13 protein-coding genes are annotated in these 16,666 nt (G+C 44.4%); 2 read left to right on the top strand and 11 right to left on the bottom strand.

The features are described from left to right. Positions 1–58: 58 nt before the first annotated feature. Both R3D00_17070 and R3D00_17065 read right to left on the bottom strand, forming a co-directional pair. Entirely contained in the window at positions 59–1,246 is a 1,188-nt protein-coding gene (locus R3D00_17070) for a 1-acyl-sn-glycerol-3-phosphate acyltransferase (protein MEZ4774900.1), read from the bottom strand. A gap of 75 nt (positions 1,247–1,321) precedes the next feature. Continuing rightward, positions 1,322–2,095: a hypothetical protein gene (locus tag R3D00_17065; GenBank protein ID MEZ4774899.1), complete on the bottom strand. Its 774-nt coding sequence runs from the start codon at positions 2,093–2,095 to the stop codon at positions 1,322–1,324. Between the two features lie 83 nt (positions 2,096–2,178). Between R3D00_17065 and R3D00_17060 the strand changes: the two genes are divergently transcribed. Continuing rightward, positions 2,179–2,997: an NAD(P)-dependent oxidoreductase gene (locus R3D00_17060; GenBank protein MEZ4774898.1), complete on the top strand. Its 819-nt coding sequence runs from the start codon at positions 2,179–2,181 to the stop codon at positions 2,995–2,997. Positions 2,998–2,999: 2 nt separating this feature from the next. On the opposite strand, the gene R3D00_17055 is transcribed toward R3D00_17060, so the two are convergent. Next, positions 3,000–3,671 (bottom strand): hypothetical protein, encoded by a 672-nt coding sequence (locus R3D00_17055; protein ID MEZ4774897.1) that lies wholly within the window; start codon positions 3,669–3,671, stop codon positions 3,000–3,002. A 78-nt stretch (positions 3,672–3,749) separates the two neighbouring features. Between R3D00_17055 and R3D00_17050 the strand changes: the two genes are divergently transcribed. Further along, entirely contained in the window at positions 3,750–4,949 is a 1,200-nt protein-coding gene (locus tag R3D00_17050) for an acyl-CoA dehydrogenase family protein (protein MEZ4774896.1), read from the top strand. A 9-nt stretch (positions 4,950–4,958) separates the two neighbouring features. Here the strand turns inward: R3D00_17050 and R3D00_17045 are convergent, their stop codons facing one another. The 8 genes from R3D00_17045 to R3D00_17010 form a co-directional block, all read right to left on the bottom strand. Next, on the bottom strand, positions 4,959–7,424 hold the full coding sequence (locus R3D00_17045; protein ID MEZ4774895.1) for a DUF5060 domain-containing protein: 2,466 nt from the start codon (positions 7,422–7,424) through the stop codon (positions 4,959–4,961). Positions 7,425–7,541: 117 nt separating this feature from the next. Then, positions 7,542–8,801, bottom strand: coding sequence for a T9SS type A sorting domain-containing protein (locus R3D00_17040; GenBank protein MEZ4774894.1), 1,260 nt, complete (start codon positions 8,799–8,801; stop codon positions 7,542–7,544). A 179-nt stretch (positions 8,802–8,980) separates the two neighbouring features. Continuing rightward, positions 8,981–9,352 (bottom strand): preprotein translocase subunit SecG, encoded by a 372-nt coding sequence (gene secG, locus R3D00_17035; protein MEZ4774893.1) that lies wholly within the window; start codon positions 9,350–9,352, stop codon positions 8,981–8,983. Next, a complete protein-coding gene (locus tag R3D00_17030; protein MEZ4774892.1) occupies positions 9,352–10,155 on the bottom strand; it encodes a hypothetical protein in 804 nt (267 codons plus the stop codon). Before R3D00_17030 ends, secG begins: the two co-directional genes overlap by 1 nt. Positions 10,156–10,158: 3 nt before the next feature. After that, positions 10,159–10,698: an LptE family protein gene (locus tag R3D00_17025; protein MEZ4774891.1), complete on the bottom strand. Its 540-nt coding sequence runs from the start codon at positions 10,696–10,698 to the stop codon at positions 10,159–10,161. Further along, positions 10,691–11,911, bottom strand: coding sequence for a sigma-54 dependent transcriptional regulator (locus tag R3D00_17020; protein MEZ4774890.1), 1,221 nt, complete (start codon positions 11,909–11,911; stop codon positions 10,691–10,693). Before R3D00_17020 ends, R3D00_17025 begins: the two co-directional genes overlap by 8 nt. Then, on the bottom strand, positions 11,911–13,350 hold the full coding sequence (miaB, locus tag R3D00_17015; protein MEZ4774889.1) for a tRNA (N6-isopentenyl adenosine(37)-C2)-methylthiotransferase MiaB: 1,440 nt from the start codon (positions 13,348–13,350) through the stop codon (positions 11,911–11,913). The genes R3D00_17020 and miaB overlap by 1 nt, the downstream gene beginning before the upstream one ends. A gap of 213 nt (positions 13,351–13,563) precedes the next feature. Further along, positions 13,564–16,617 carry a T9SS type A sorting domain-containing protein gene (locus tag R3D00_17010; GenBank protein ID MEZ4774888.1) on the bottom strand — a complete coding sequence of 1,018 codons (3,054 nt, stop codon included), beginning with the start codon at positions 16,615–16,617 and terminating at the stop codon, positions 13,564–13,566. Positions 16,618–16,666 lie beyond the last annotated feature (49 nt).

Raw genomic sequence — 16,666 nt, 5'->3', positions numbered from 1 at the left:
AAGCGAAAAGGTTTAGTTAATTTTGCCCTCTAACACTGTTATATTTCATAACGATTATTCAATGCTCTTTTGTTGGCCCTTCCCAGGGTTTTACCTTTTCCCGCCCCTTGAGGCCACGAAGCAAAATTGGCACCCATCCCACTACCGGGAGGAAGTACGCCAGCACGATCGGGTTTTTCCAGACAATATACCAAAACCTGAACCAGCCAGAGGTGATTCGGCTGGGCAACTCCTTATCTTTATAATAACGACGATCATATTCGGAAAATAATGCCGGCCACCCGGGAGGGATCCAATAGGGAAGCCTTCGCCAATGGCGGATTAAGTTTTTACCCAACTCCTTCCATTGGTAGGGTTTTTTGCCAAATAAGGATACAGACTCGTCGAGTTTTACCTGCATATCTGCCTGAATAGTATCTCTGATTTGAAGAATCTCCTCATTAGAAACTTCCCCGATATCCCTGTTGCCAGCCATTTTCCAGGGACTATACCGGTTGCCTTTCACATACGTCAGTTTTGCCGGCCATGCATAATAAAACAACCAGGGCTGCACCACCAATAACGGTGTTATAAAAGCTACAGGCAGAAAAGGAATGCCTAATTTTTCAATAAATTTATTAATCGGCCGGACACTATAAGAATGTGGGTTGATATATTCGCCATTTACACACGAAATACCTATAATGTCTGTACGGTATTTGATCGCCATACGGATCATAGATGTCGAAAATGGCTGAAGTTTGTACTTATTATTAAATCCTTTTCCAATACCGGGAACACCTTCAGGATAAATCAGGATATTGGATTCGTTGATATGCATCAAGGTCTCAAAATTTAACCCTGTCGCATCAATCGCTCCACCCCGTTTCCATATATCCCGCAACAGAAAGGGATTCATCAGCTTGGATGCCGATAACATGGGCGCAGTTAAAGGCCGGAATAGTTTTTCCATCTGAAACTCATGCCGGGCCATCAACCCCATCCCAAAAACAATCGCATCCCACGGAAACGCCATTCCGGAGTGATTGCAGGCATAGATAAGAGGTCGGTCAGGATTATTGCGCTCAGGCAATTCGTCAAATCCTACAAAAACCGGGCGGAAGTAAAGATCCAGCAACTGGATAACTTCCCGGCAAATGCACTCCAGAAACTGAGGATCAAAATGTTCGTGGTATATTTTTTTGTTTTCCTCAATTGCCAGCGCCAGCTCTTCGGGCGTCATTTCCCTGTATTTTTTATTCGGCATATATAATTTGTGAGTCACACAAATTAATAAAAATCCGGAGACTGTCTGCGAATAAAAATTCTGGTATGGGCTGTTTTAATTACCGAGTTTCAATTTTGCCTGAGGGAGCAATTCATCTTTCACCCACCGCAATGATGGTTCTTTTTGGAGGGCGTAAAGGTAAGCAGCATACGCTTTCTCCCATTCTCCATTTTCCTCATATGCTTTCCCCAACCAGACCATTGCGTGGAGGTATTGCCAGGAATAACGCGACCCTTGCTTTTCAAATAATCTGATTGCTTTGGAAAAACATTCAATTGACTCTTTCACACTACCTCCAAATAAACGAGGCGCGTGCAACCGCATATTTCCCATCTCACACCAGGCTACCGGACTTTCCGGATCGAGGACAATGGCTTTCTCCAGTTGCGAAGAACTTTTCGGACCAAGCAATAACGCTTTTGCAGGACTTAATGCAATTTTCATTGCATAGGCAGATCCCAGTATAGCATGAACCTCCGCTGAAGAAGCATGGGTTTCCTGCAAATTTTCTAATAATTCTACTGTTTTTTCGGCGATAATATCTGCGGACTTTTCATCTTTCTTCGACATTTCAAATCCGATATTTCCATATAACGCGACCGCCAATTCATATTTTGAGGAAAATGAACGGGTGCCCCCCTGATTGGCAATAATTTCCAACTGCCTGATTCCCTTATCCCACAATGCCGCTTCGCCGGTCAAATAACCATCGTAAACCAGCTTTTTTGCCGACAGAATCGGATCTGACTGGGAATATATCAACGGGGACAATGCCATAAGGAAAACAAATATGGGGAAAGTTGATTTCAGCAAAATTATCTTTTTCATATTGTAAATAAACAACTCCTGGTTCAACTAACCTGTTGAAAAAATGTTTAGCAAATACGCTGCATGCATACTATATTTGAATTATGACGACTCTCAAAGGAAAAACCGTATTCATCACAGGAGCCAGCAGAGGCATAGGAAAGGCCATTGGTATCCGTTTGGCACAAGAGGGTGCCAATGTTGTGGTAGCAGCAAAAACTGATTCCCCTCATCCCAAGCTCGAAGGCACGATTTATACTGCCGCAGAAGAGATTGAAGCAGCAGGAGGGAAAGCACTTCCGGTATTGCTCGATGTAAGGCTGGAAGAAATGGCCGAAGACGCCGTGAAAAAAGCGGTGGACACGTTTGGCGGAATTGATATTCTCATCAATAATGCCAGTGCCATTATGCTTACTGGCACACTTCAGACGCCGATGAAGCGCTTCGACCTGATGCACCAGGTCAATTTCAGGGGAACCTATCTCATGTCTCAAAAGTGTATCCCCTACCTGAAAAAGTCTGAAAATCCTCATATTCTCAATATTTCTCCGCCACTAAACATCGAGAAAAAATGGTTTGCGCCTCACGTAGCCTATACCATGGCTAAGTATGGCATGAGCTTCTGTGCATATGCTATGTCAGAAGAGTTTAAACGCGACGGCATTGCTGTCAATTGCCTTTGGCCCAGAACTGCCATTGCAACTGCCGCAATCGAAATGCTGGGGGGCGAACAGATGATGAACCAGTCGCGCAAGCCGGAAATCATGGCCGACGCCGCGTATTTTATCCTTAGCCAAAATAGCAGAGAATGCACGGGAAATTTTTTCCTGGATGATGAAGTACTTGCCCAAAATGGCATTACTGATCTCGACCACTACGCACATGTTCCCGGGGCAAAACTGATTCACGATTTTTTTATCTGAAATCAGTAAAACGCTATATTTTTCAGAATATTCATCAACTGCGTACGCTGTACCTCGTTTGACCAGGATGTAGTAATCTGAATTGCATATCCTTTGCGGAAAACGACAAGGTATTGTTGTGAGATTTTTATTCCATCAATGGTGGTTTGCCCATTTGCCGAACGCATCGTAATTCCGCCCACTTTCATATCAGAGATCGTTTTATCCGGTATGGAGTAATTGGGGATATTGGCCAGGTTTTTCAACAATTCGACTAAATAATCATCTTCGGTTGATCCTTGCCCAACCTGACTGAGGTTTGCAGCGACGATATTAATTCCTGCATTGTACTCTACGACAGAGCCGGGTTCATGCATAAATCCCCAGAGCAAATAAATGGTTTGTAACGCCTCAATAGACTTTGGCGTAGCACTTCCCCCCTGCTCTATTTCTGCATTTTCTTCACGACTCTGAATATACCAGTCTTCCGGCAATGTTACTTTCAGCCCAAAATAGTCATTATCATAGCTGGCCCCTGTCTGGACACCATAATTGAGCACAGCAGGTGCTTTAGGTTCTTGCGGCGGATCTGTTACAGTTGTGGTGTTTTTCGTACTTCCACCAGAATTGCCATTATCGCAACCCACAAAAGCGGCAATAAAGGAGATTGACAATAAGATTAATATTCTTCGCATAGCATTCATTTTGTAGATACCTACAAGCTACGAAAATTCCTGATTTATGCTAACTTGCCTGAAACAACACTTCCAATTATGCTGGATCTTTACGCTACTGACAAACTCCGGGGCCTTTATCCCAGGGTAAAAAAATATCTGGAGACAGAAATTTATCCGATCGAACTGAGTCTGCTGAATAAACCTTTTTTTGAAGTGGAAAAAATTCTTCGTGCAAAAAAAAGGGAAGTTGAAGACCTGGGAATATGGAATGCCTATCATGAAGAAAAACATGGGGGCCCCGGTTTAAACCTGATGGAAGTCGCCCAATTGGGCGAGCTGCTTGCTACGACTCCTTTTGGTCATTTTCTCTGCAATTGCCAGGCACCTGATGCCGGCAATATCGAGTTGCTTATTCGTTACGCTTCTCCGGAAATGCGCAAAAAATTTCTGGACCCTCTGCTTTCCGGTGAAATACGGAGTTGTTTTTCCATGACTGAGCCTGAATTTGCAGGATCACACCCCGTGGATATGGGCACGACGGCGTTCAGAGATGGAGACGAATACATCATTAATGGGCATAAATGGTTTACCAGTTCGGCTGACGGCGCAGCCTTTGCCATCGTCATGTGCATCACCAATCCCGAAGAGGCCAATCCGTATCGCCGGGCGAGTATGATCATCGTACCGACAGATACCCCCGGTTTTAAACTGGTGCGAAATATCCCTGTCATGGGACACCCCGGGGAAGGTTGGGCTAGTCACGCGGAGATTATATACCAGCAGGTACGTGTACCGGTTTCAAATCTTATCGGCCCCGAAGGGAGTGGTTTTCAATTGGCTCAGGAGCGATTGGGGCCGGGTAGGATTCACCATTGTATGCGATGGATTGGCATTTGTGAACGATCTTTTAGCCTGATGTGCCGGAGGGCTGCTACCCGGGATATGGGAGACGGAGATAAGCTGGGAGATAAACAAATGGTTCAGCAAATGATTGCAGAAAGCCGGGCGGAAATTGATGCAGCCAGACTAATGGTTTTGCACACCGCTTATACGATGGAAACCAAAGGACACCGGGCAGCTGCGCAGGAAATCTCAACTATCAAATTTTTTGTCGCAGGTATTCTGCAAAAAGTAGTGGATCGTGCCATCCAGATTCACGGGGCGCTGGGTATGACAGATGACACGATCCTTTCGTGGTGGTATCGGGAAGAAAGAGCTGCGCGCATCTACGACGGCCCGGACGAAGCGCATAAGGCATCTCTTGCCCGAAAAATTCTGAAAGAATATAAGAACTAACGGAACATATCAATAAACATGAACCGGCCTCACATAATTGTCTTCGCCAATCCGGGCAAACAGATAATAGAGCCCGGGAACACATGACGATATATCAATGGTCTGGTTCCATACCCCTCGGGTTACGGGCGATTCCCGTTCCATGATTCGTTGCCCCAGCGCATTTACCAGGTAATAGTTGACAGATTCATTCACTGTCATTTCAACTTGCAGGGTCAATTCATTATGGGCTGGATTTGGGAAAATGCTTACAACAGGCCTTATATCATCAATGGTAACTTCAATAATATTGGTTAACTGCGATTTGCCGTCGAGGTCGATCTCTTTTATCTGATAATAATATACACCTTTTTTCAAACCACGATCTGTATGGGAATAAGTTTTCAAGGTGTGGGAACTGCCCGCAGCAAGAACTTCTGCTACATTTTCCCACAATATACCATCTATTGAACGCCGGACTTCAAACCAGCCGCTGTTTTCCTCATGGGCGGTAGACCACTTTAGCAAAACGTTGGACTGTATAGGAGTAGCAGTAAAATCGAGAAATTCGACAGGGAAATTGGAACCTTGAGCGGAAACAACCACAACCCAGTCCCGGGAAACACTGTCAGGCGGATTTCCAACCGATATGCTGGCACTACCGCCACTTACCGAAGTAAGAGAGCCGTTTTGAAGGCCTCCCCCGTTGCGAGGGTCATACCAATGCACATCAAACAGACTGGGCGTGGCGGAAAGGTCAATATTTGTAGTGCCGCCATTAGCCAGAAAAATCAGATAAACTTCTCCCGCCTTGCCCATACAGTATTTATTGTTATTGTCGGCGCCATTTCCGATCAGGCTATTCATATTCACCATTTCATTCATAGGAAGTGTTTCCAGCAATTCTTTAGCATACCGGGAGTAATCCCATGTCTGGTCTCTGGAGCCAAACCACTCACAGTCCAGATCATGATGCAGGGTGTTGTAACCAAAATAATGTTGTATTCCGCCTCCACCAGCCATATAATTTCCCCATATCACCTGTTTTCTTACTTCATCGTGATTATTCCCTGATCCATCAGGCATTACGCCCCAACTTGCCGGACCGATTTCATCAGAAGCTGTTACCCAAATATGCCCGTTATTGGAAGATTCTTCGATCCAGTTCAGGGTTTGCTTGTGCACATTGGAAGGGAGATCAGTCTGAAGCGAAGCACCGGTCATATCTGAAAAACCCAGCATAGGGGTATAAACCTGTGATTGCTGACCGGGATAGCTATGAATGACGATTGGATGCTGATAAGGGTCATAATAATTAAAGAACTGTGCATAAGACTTTAAGTACGTATTCCCAGGGTCATTCAATTCTGTCCAGATATCATTCTCCTCCCCCATATTCCATTCTACCGCAAGATGGTAACCAAAACGTGCGATCATCATCCCATAATACAAAATGCGTTCAGGTCCGAGATGGCCGCCATCCAGCAACTGGTCATTTTCTGTTTCCTGCAGCTTGACATGTAACATAAGTCCAAGAGAATCTGCATGTTCAAAAACGACATCCCACTGATCTAGTTTGGATATATCAAACCTCAGGCGATCATCTTGTGGGGAAGGATCATTATTGTAATTGACATAGGGGTAAACATCCTGCCCATCGCCGCCTATATTCATGGTAAGGAACGAGATTACATTCATTCCTTTACCGGCGAGGTAGTTAAGTACGCCAATCAAGCGCTTGCCTTTGCTCCCATGCCATACCGGGTCGCCTGTATTCCAATCGCTGAGGTGCGGATCGTAATGGTGGAGGGTATCGGCATGATATTGATACGTAATGCCATTTGCATCAAAGGTTTTGGTTCCTTTGGTTTTCCGGGAGTTTGATCCGCCATAACAGCGGGTATTGTCAAACTCATAATATCCCAGCAGGTTTTCCGGTGCGTCGGTACCTGCTTTAATATAGTAATCTCCCGAACCGGCAAATTGCAGATAACGGCCACCGACATAATTAAGACGTCCCTTTCCCCGGAAATCATTCCCAGTCTTATCAGAAGGGCTAACAGTAATACTGCCCGTGTATCCGTCTATTGTTCCCGCTACTGGGGTACCAGCCGCCGGATCGGGATCTACTGCGACATAAGAACCCTCGCGGAAAGAAACTGAGTAATTCCAAATCCCGGAAGTGTCAGGGGCAAAATGTACCCGCCATTTATTACCCGAAGTAGCGCCTGTTTCTCCGGCATTGCCGTCAGCGGCAAAATATCCGGGAACTATATATGTCCGGCTGCCCATGGTAAAAGTCACATTCAACCGATAGTCGGTAAAAGGATTGGGATTACCCAACTCAGAGGCAGCGGGTCCATCAAAGGTAAGCGTAATTTTATGCCAGGTTTTTAATTGCCCAGTTACAGTGGGAGGACTGGAAAAAGCAAATATGCAGACATTAAAAATAACAATAAAGGCAAAGGTGTTTAACAGTATCCGACGAATAAGCATAAGTAATTTCACGTTGTCTAGTAGGAAAAGGGCTCATTGTATGTGAGCAAATACGGTGCAAAAAAACGAATTATTCCTGGGTATGTAAGATAACCTTCAACTTTTGTTGTATTTAGGCTAATATTTCAAAAATCGTTCTGTCGTTTCTCCCGTATCCGCAGACACTTTTAGCAGGTAGATACCCGGTGGAAAAGTACTTACATCAAACTGAAGGTTAACTTTCCCATTCACGTTTTCCAGCGTTTTGGTGATCAATTTTTGGCCTTCTCTTGTCTCAACAAAGATTTTAGCAGATTTTGACTCGAGCATTTCCAGCCGGATAAACAGCATATTTTGAATTGGATTGGGAAAAATCTCTACCTGAGGAGCTGCATTGCTTATGTCAGCAACCACCATATCAGAATACAGAAAACTTCCATTTATATTAGTCTGGCGAATCCGGTAATAAAACCTACCAGGTCGGGTTTCATTATCCCAAAAATCTGAAGTAAGGTTTTCCTCAAATGTTGCCATTTGTTTCCAGGTGATACCATCTTCACTGCGAAGTATGTCCAGTGCCTTTATTTTTGTCGGGTTACCACCCGGAATCCATGAAAGATGTATAGAAGAAACGTTGGTCTTATCAGATAAATCGAGCAATTTCACCATTACGGGGCGCTCAACCTTAGACCCGCTTGCCCAATCAACCGCTCTTTCAATATGTTCGGTAAAAAGATGAAAATCTTTTGAATTCCTCGAAAATTTACCCGGTGAATTCGCAAGAAACGTAACAAACACCTTCCCGCCTGCATACCCACTCCCAGGCAGCGGGTGTGGCAACATTTTATAATTGGAAATAGGGCGAAAACTTATATTCGAATCAACATTCGGGGCTTCGGCATTCAAAATCGGATAGATGGAAGAAACCTCCGAAACAACAATACCTGTTTTGCCGGGATCAGTCAACTCCGTGAGCTCATTATACCATGTCCATCCAGACTCTGCGCCATCCCGAAAAATACGTTTTTCGAGATGAAAACTCACCAGAGCACCACCCGAATGCGCCTTGTCACCAATGATATACTCGGAAAAATTATCTTTCTGACGTTGATTCAACACGTTGATTGAGTGTTGGTTTAGAACAACCAACACATGAAACCTTCGAATGCTCTCTACATTGTCGAATACGCTACAGGAAGTACTTCTGGTCAGAAAATATTTTTTCTCCTTACATAATTGCTCAAAAAAACCATAAGCACTATCGGCGAGCATATTTGATTCACCAACATCCGGAGAGAAAAACAGAATATGAATCGTAGCGGGGGAAGGATTGGCCACTAACTGGGCGGGGGAAAATAATACAGAAGTAAGGAACAGCCAAAGGGTAGCTTTGAACATAATTTGGGTCAGTTAGTTTTAGGTCCTGCAATATTATGGTTCGTCCATAATTTTTACTCACAGAACACAGCGAACTATTACATAACCGGGATCTATGTTAGGAGTGGTAAAAAAACACACAATAAAAAAGGCCTCTTGAAAGAGGCCTTTTTTTATAAAAACAATACTTTGTCAGATTTCTAGTTACCGTCATCGGTAGTATTCTCATCAGTTGCAGGCAACTGATCAAAAGAAGATGCGTCCGGGAGAGAAACCGGATCTGTAACTATTTGATTTTCAATGGCAGCACCCATACGAAGCTGGTTGGTAGATGAAGCAGATCCCTGGTTGCCGGAGACATTCGCAGCGAATGCCAGCACAGCAAGCCCGATGGCCAGGTACCAGGTAAACTTTTCGATAAACTCATTACTCCTTCTGGCGCCCAGAATCTGGGTTGCACCGCCGGCACCAAAGGTAGAAGACAGGCCACCACCTTTACTATTTTGAATCACTACTGCCAGAATCATGACTATAGCGACCAATATTGACAGAATTCCAAAAAAAACAAACATTATTCGTCTTTGATTTTATTTATCCTATCAGCAAAATAAGCACTTTTTTCGGGATATAGCAAGCATAGCTTCTCATAAATACGAATTGCTTCTGCGCGATTGTTTTGCAGCAGATTTAGCCTCGCCATAGTTTCTGTTACAAGATTCTCATCTTCCCGAATACTATCGACGGCTGCCTTAACCGGCGTATGATTTATCGCCCCGGCATTATTTTTTCTTCGAATGGATGATTGATTCTTCAGAAATGCATCGATGAGGTTATTAGAAACTGCTTTTTTAGATTCAGGCGACGTTTGGTCAAGGTTGGAATCGGGTATCTGAGTGGGTTTTAGCTCTTCCCGGATTTGTTCTGCCAGCCGGCGGTTTTTCAGGGTTCTGACTTTAATATCCCAATCGAGAAAAGTATTATGATCGGCTCCTGCAACTCCTTCTGAGATAGAAAAAGCACAATCAAAACAAGGCATACGACGATACACAGATTCGAAATCTACAATCGAAAAAAGGTCATGGACAGGTCCATGCACCGCTATATCCGGAAAAATCGTTACAGGTGTATCAATATCCATACTCGCCGGGGTTTCGGAGAAAAAAACTTTGCCCTCCAGTAGATTTTTGAGCTGCTTTCGGTTTACAGAATACGCCGATGCGGCAAAAATATTTTCATTTTCGGGTTTTACCACTGCTTTCAACAACCTGGGAAAGGTAAAATACGGATATTCCCGGATAATTTCATCCAAATATCCCACTGAATCAGGTGAAATTTTCCTTTTCAGGGCAGATTGGTATATGCTGAAAATATCCATAGACTACCACTTGCCAATAGATTTGCTAAAAACATCCTGAGTGATCTGCTCCAAAACGTCGTTGATTCTGTCTCGTTCCACACTGGTAAAATCTTCTTCTGAATCAAAATCGATAAACTTACTAAATGTCTGATCCCAACTTTCGGCGGGGTCAACATTGTTGACAAATTTTACTTTTACGGTTATCGTCAACCTGTTTTGCGCCGCCCTGTCATCGCCCTGAATCGCCACAGGCAACATGGTATAACGCGTAATGCTTCCGCCCAACTCAACATCAGCGGCTCCGGAAGTGAGGGTAAGTCTTGACTGGCTGAGAAAACGATCCTGCAACTGCTGCGTAGTTTCCTGCGCGAGATAGGGAACGACGATATCAGCTTCATTGATAAACTGGCTGATTGACAGTGTCTGAAGACTATTATCCGCTTTACCTCCGGTAAAATTGAAGGATATCTGGCAGGAAACTACGGACAAGGCTAACCCAAAGGTGACCAGCACCTTAAGAAAAATGGAATGTGAAGATGTGTGAAAAATGTTCTTACGCATCAATATCGTAATTTTTAATTTTGCGGTAAAGCGTCCTTTCCGATATCCCCAATTCCTGGGCTGCCTTTTTCCGGTTATTATTGTGCCGGGTAAGAGCCTTCAGAATCATTTCTTTTTCTTTTTTCTCCAATGAAAGGGACTCCTCCAATAGTGCCAGTTCTTTCGTCACGGGTTGTACGGGTTCAATAATCTGCGGCTGACCGAAATTATTGTCATATCTGGGCGTAGGTGAAAATGTTTCTGGATGATCATGTTCAATATCTCTGTCTCGCCCTTGTATTCCCAGATAAATCATTTTTTTCAGATCAGCAACTTCTTTCCCCAAATCATAAATCAGTTTCAAAAGCATACTATGGTTCTCTCTTTCGTCCTCAGCGTCTTCGTTATGTTTGGGGTATTCTTTTCCAAGGCGCACAATCGGAAGATAGCTGTCCTGAATGAGAAGATTGTTTCTAAGTACTGTAGGAGAAACGATTTCGCCTTTTACCAAAACGGTCAGTTTTTCAACCAAATTCCGAAGCTCCCGGACATTTCCTGGCCAACGGTATTGTTGCAGCAACGGGATAGCCTCGGCATCCAGAAAGACCTGCTCTCTGCTATATTTTTCACCAAATTCGAGCGCAAAATAATTGAACAGCAATTCGATATCATCCCCCCGGTTGCGCAACGGTGGCACAACAATAGAGACAGTATTCAGTCGGAAATACAAATCCTCACGAAACCTTCCCTGCCGGATCATTTCCACCAGGTTTTTGTTGGTGGCAGCGATCACCCTGACATCCGCTTTGCGTACTTTACTGGAACCTACCCGCAGGTATTCACCGTTTTCCAGAAGCCGAAGAAGTCTTGCCTGGGTTGCCAGCGGCATCTCGCCGATTTCATCCAGAAAAATGGTCCCTTCTTCTACTTCTTCAAAATATCCTTTTCGCGTATCATACGCAGAGGTAAATGCGCCCTTTTCATGGCCAAACAGTTCGGAGTCCAATGTGCCTTCAGGAATCGCGCCCGTGTTGATGGCGATAAATTTTTTATGCTTGCGTTTACTGAAATCATGGATAATCCTTGAAAAAATGTCTTTTCCGGTACCATTTTCACCGTAAACCAAAACTGTCACTTCTGTTGGCGCAACCTGCATGGCGATCTCCACTGCCTGATTGATTTCCCTGCAGTTGCCGATGATTCCGTATCGCTGTTTTACTTGTTGAATCGTCATTATCTCGATACAATTTTCCCTTTAAGGGTTGCACTCGTTGATGAAAGGATTTTTACCCATGCATAATCTCCGGGCATATACCCCTCGATTTTTGGGAAAACCACCATTTTGTTGTGATCATTTCTTCCACAAAAATCAGCCTTTGACCGTTTGGAATCCCCTTCAATCAGCACTTTATAGGTTTGGCCAATATCTTTTGCATTTCCCTCAGCAGAAATTCTGTTTTGCAATTCAATCACTTCTGCCAATCGCTGCTTCTTGACTTCTTCTGGCACATCATCTGCCCATTTTTTTGAAGCGGCAGTTCCGGGTCTTTCGCTATAGGCAAACATATAGGCATGAGTGTATTGAGAAGCCTCCACAATCGCTATGGTATCGGCATGATCTTCTTCAGTCTCTGTACAAAATCCGGTGATAATATCCGCTGAAATGGCACAATCGGGTATAATCTCTCTGATACGGTCAACTTTCCCTTTGTACCACTCACGGGTGTATCCTCTGTTCATCATATCGAGCATGCGATTGCTACCCGACTGAACCGGAAGGTGGATATAATTGCAGATATTGTCATAGGCAGCAATCGTATGCAAGACATCATCGGTAATGTCTTTGGGATGTGAGGTGGAAAACCGTACCCGTAATTCAGGGCTTACTTTGGCCACCATTTCAAGCAGCTGCGCAAAATTGGTAATTTCAACCTGCTCCCCCTCGTTGAGTTTTTTTTCAATTTGGGCTTTACCCTTCAGAGATTCGTCCGGCGACCATTTGTATGAGTCCACATTTTGTCCCAGCAAAGTCACCTCCCGGTATCCCTGCGCGTACAATGCCTGTACTTCTGTCAATATAGACTGTGGGTCCCGGCTTCTTTCTCTCCCTCTGGTAAACGGCACAACACAAAAGGCGCACATATTGTCACAGCCCCGCATAATCGTTACGAATGCGCAGATTCCATTGGTATTCAACCGCACGGGAGCGATATTGGCGTAGGTCTCTTCACGGGAGAGCAATACATTCACAGCCTTTTGGCCGGTTTCTACTTCACTCACCAGGTTGGGAAGGTCGCGATAAGCGTCGGGACCGACGACCAGATCCACCAGTTTTTCCTGTTCAAGCAACCGGGTTTTCAATCGCTCGGCCATACATCCCAATACCCCCACCATCAGATGCGGCTTTTCTTCCTTCTTCTTTCGGAGGGAAGCCAATCGGTTCCAAACTTTGCTTTCAGCATTTTCCCGAATACTACAGGTATTGATAAAAACCAGGTCTGCGGCGTTGGCATCCGTCGTAAACCCATAATTCATATCTTTCAATACAGATGCAACAATCTCCGTATCAGAGAAATTCATCTGGCAGCCGTAAGTCTCTATATAGGCCAGTTTTCCGGTGGATTGAAGATTATCGGTTGACTCGTAGGCCAGTCCCTGTTTTTCCTCCTCCATTGTACGCTCCAATGCCGCCGGGGCAAATGTTTTTTGTGTGATTTTATCTCTCATGTTTCCTTTCTGGTAACGCGTAGCTACTGTAAATAAACAGGTAGCAAATATACAAAAAATCCTCCCGGAACTATGCCATTTTGACAGTTGGAGCGGGATTTTAATAAAAAAGGAGGACCTTAGCCCTCCTTTCACATTAACTGGCACATTTAAATAGTACTAATCAATGGCCAGACGCTTAATTATTGTTCCTTTTGAGGTCGAAATATGCAAGATATAGATACTGGCAGGAAGGGACCGCAGATCCATTGTTTCCCGCCATTGAAGTGTTTGTTCTTTATCGGTATGCATAATTAATCGTCCCTGACTGTCAAATAATACTAGTTTTACAAAGTCTGCCTTTACCAATTCCATTTCAAAAAACAGCCATCCATCCGTCGGATTAGGACCAATCGTAAATTTTGTAAAACCCAGCGATTCCGGAGTGAGTTTATTTACCCCTCCAACCACAGCCGTATCCAACAGTATACAACCATTATCATCCAATATATCAGCGGTATAAACTCCGGGAGCCAGGCCAAAAACAAATTGCCCGACACTCAGGAAATTGCCGGCATCATTCCGCCATGTAATTGAATAAGGTGCCTTACCCCCGGATATATTTACGGTAATATTTCCATTATATGGAGGAACTGCCGTCGTATTATCATTAATAGTAAATATATTTTCCAGGGAATCAGGTTCACTAACTACGATCTGCCTGCTCAATGAACAGTTATTTTCATCTGTAACGGTCAATAGATAACTCCCTGCTGAAAGGCTATTCAACGTTGAGCCGGATTGGCCGTTGTCCCAACTATAAGAAAGCTGTCCGGTCCCTCCGAACGCATTTACTGAAATTCCCCCGGATTGATCCCCATTACAGGACAAATCATCAACTACAATATTGTTCAACAAAATCGAATCCGGTTCTGATACTGAAATACTGATAATACTTTTGCAACTCAACAAGTCAGTCATTATCAATATATTTTCGCCCGGCACAAGTGCCATAGCGCAAGAATCCGACTCCCCATTGCTCCATGACCAGGTAAAAGGCCCTGTTCCTCCCGACGAAACCAAACAGACCCCGGCATCATTGGCCCCATAGCAGGAAATGGGCGTAAACGACAAAGAATCAATCGACAAAGAGGCGGCACCCACATTGTTAAGTATCAATGTTTTTGAATCAGAACAGCCGAATTCATCTTTCACTGTTACAGAATAAATGCCCGCAGATAAACCCAGAACCATGCTGTCAGTGCTATTTCCTGCGGCTGCATCCCACTGGTAAGTATAATTTCCCAAACCACCTGTCGGTAAAATACTGATTGCGCCGTCTGACGCAAGACAGGAGGGCTCTGTTATCAAAAACGAGTTGGCAAATGGATTTTCCTTACAGTTGTAAAAGAAACTGGGGTCTTCTGTAAATTCTGTTGAAGCATCAAAAACGATATTTGAAAAATAGTAATAGGAACAAGGAAAACTGGCATTACCGCCATCAATATTGGTAATTACTACAGGTAAAGTATAAAGATCGGGGGCCGTTTGAAGTGCATTTGGCGACATTTTAGGCAAGAGTACTCTCCCACCCCAGTTTAAATCGTCGAATGTCCAATTTCGAACGGAAGTAAGTTTTCGTTTGTTTACATCATAACCACGGGTAAGCAGATTGGGGGCAAAATTAGTCATGTTGTTTGAGCCGGGCGGGCCAGGCAAAGGCGACCAGCCATTAGTTGTATCAGTATCTGTCCATGAAAAAAATACAATTGAACCATCGTCTGTGCGGGAAGCCTGTGGATGAATATCCTGAGAGATATTGACATTGACCGAAGCGGGCTGGGTCAGATCCCCCCAATATGCACGGAATGTGCTTTGTGAAGCAAGGTGCATGATATTAAAATCGCCATACAAGTCGCGGGTTATGACAGCGGTAAATAAATATATTCCTGAAAAAATTCCATAATTGGCTTCACGGGCATTGATATGAGAAGCAGGGCCAATGGTTACTACCATATAGGGATTCCCATCGGCACCTACTACGAGGTCATGCTCAAAACCAATCGTCGCTTTGCCAGTGGCAAAAGGTATAGTATCCAATACTCCGCCGGTTGTGTCCAGCACCATGAGCCATTTCATGGAGTCAGTCACTTCCGGGAAGCTGTTTAGGTTTATTTCAAAGGGATTACTCCAACTGTTTCCCCAGTCATGGCTTTCTATCAGGATCGGGGAAAGCACGGTATCTTCATTTCCATTTAAGTCGCCCAGCCACGAGATATAACCATCTTTTCCATCCGGGCTAAATGCGATAGATGGATATGTCAAATGAGGCTGATTGTCAAATAACAAATAATGATCAGGGTAAAATGTGTGATGCAACTGCCAATCCACTTTAGTTTTGGCCGCATCATAGATGCCCTTGTACAGGAAAATCCGGCCAATACCGGGGTCATTATTTGCTCCGTTTGCTTCCCGGGTTACGAACCAGAATTCACCGGGTTTTCCCTGAACAAAACCCGTATTGATATCATGCCCGACGTTGGTAAAGGTGTAATCCTCCTGGGAGATTACCAGCGGAGATGCACTCATGGCCCCTTCAACCGTGCTGATCTCTGCCCCATCCCATTGCCCGCCAGGCCCCGGAGTAAGAATCGATCCCAAATGCGTCAATACCATGTCCTCAAGCGAAGTGCCTCCGGCAGGCATAAATAATGCGCCTTGTGGATAACGCACAGGGAAAGTAAATCCGGGCGTTATGTCCCCAACACCAAAACAATGTCCGGGAGGAGCACTTGTGCCCTGAGAAACGTTAACACCATTCCCGACATTCCAGGAAGCCCCGCCATCAGATGAAAATGTGTAACGGATACGACCATTGTCAGCGGCGGTACCGCCACAGGTATTGATGTTTTGCCTGTGCATAAACAATACCGCCCCACCATTTCCTACACCATTGACCACTTGTACCTGGTTGACTTCCGCAATCAAGCCCGAATAGGCATTCGAAGTTTCAGCAATTTTTATGGCTGAGACTGCATCGGTTACAGAAGTACCCAAAGGCGGCGAATTTACCGGTGCAGAAGGTTGGGCAGTTAATTCCTGCGACGGTCTTTTAGCCATAAACTCTTGCTGAAGGCGTGCCTGACTGGGAGAAGTCGTCATGATGGGACGATTCTGTGCAAACACATAGCCCCCCATCCCCACAAGGAGGAGAAGTACATAAATCTTTTTCATAAAAATTTCTTATTTAAGATGAATGGCTAGCGTCTGACAAAATAAAAGA

Source organism: Bacteroidia bacterium (assembly GCA_041391665.1).
In the GTDB taxonomy this organism is placed as follows: domain Bacteria; phylum Bacteroidota; class Bacteroidia; order J057; family J057; genus JAGQVA01.
Note: the sequence above shows the minus strand (reverse complement) of the source record. Positions and strands in the feature narration are given on the sequence as shown.